The following is a 227-nucleotide window of genomic DNA, read 5'->3' as shown; positions in this document are numbered from 1 at the left end:
AACACCCGCAGCGGCAGCGCCTTACGCCAGCACGATTACACCGCCCGCGACCTGCGGATGATTTACCGGGCCGAGCGGGCCTTACAGCTGATAGTCGACCGGCTCCAGCAGGCCGGCCTGAAACGCCTGCCGAAAGTCGACAACCTGTTGTGGTTCTTCCAGAACACCGCCAAAAAACTGGAACAGGCCCGTATCCTGCCCAAACCCGCGGCCAGACCCGTGCAGAT

1 pseudogene is annotated in these 227 nt (G+C 62.6%); it reads left to right on the top strand.

Going from position 1 to position 227, the window contains the following annotated elements:
- Nucleotides 1-227: pseudogene (locus SLS51_RS23805) on the top strand (VasL domain-containing protein); the annotation flags it as partial.

Source organism: Photorhabdus africana (assembly GCF_035181445.1).
Taxonomy (GTDB): Bacteria; Pseudomonadota; Gammaproteobacteria; order Enterobacterales; family Enterobacteriaceae; genus Photorhabdus; species Photorhabdus laumondii.
The sequence above is the reverse complement of the archived record's forward strand: the minus strand, read 5'-3'. Positions and strand labels throughout refer to the sequence as shown.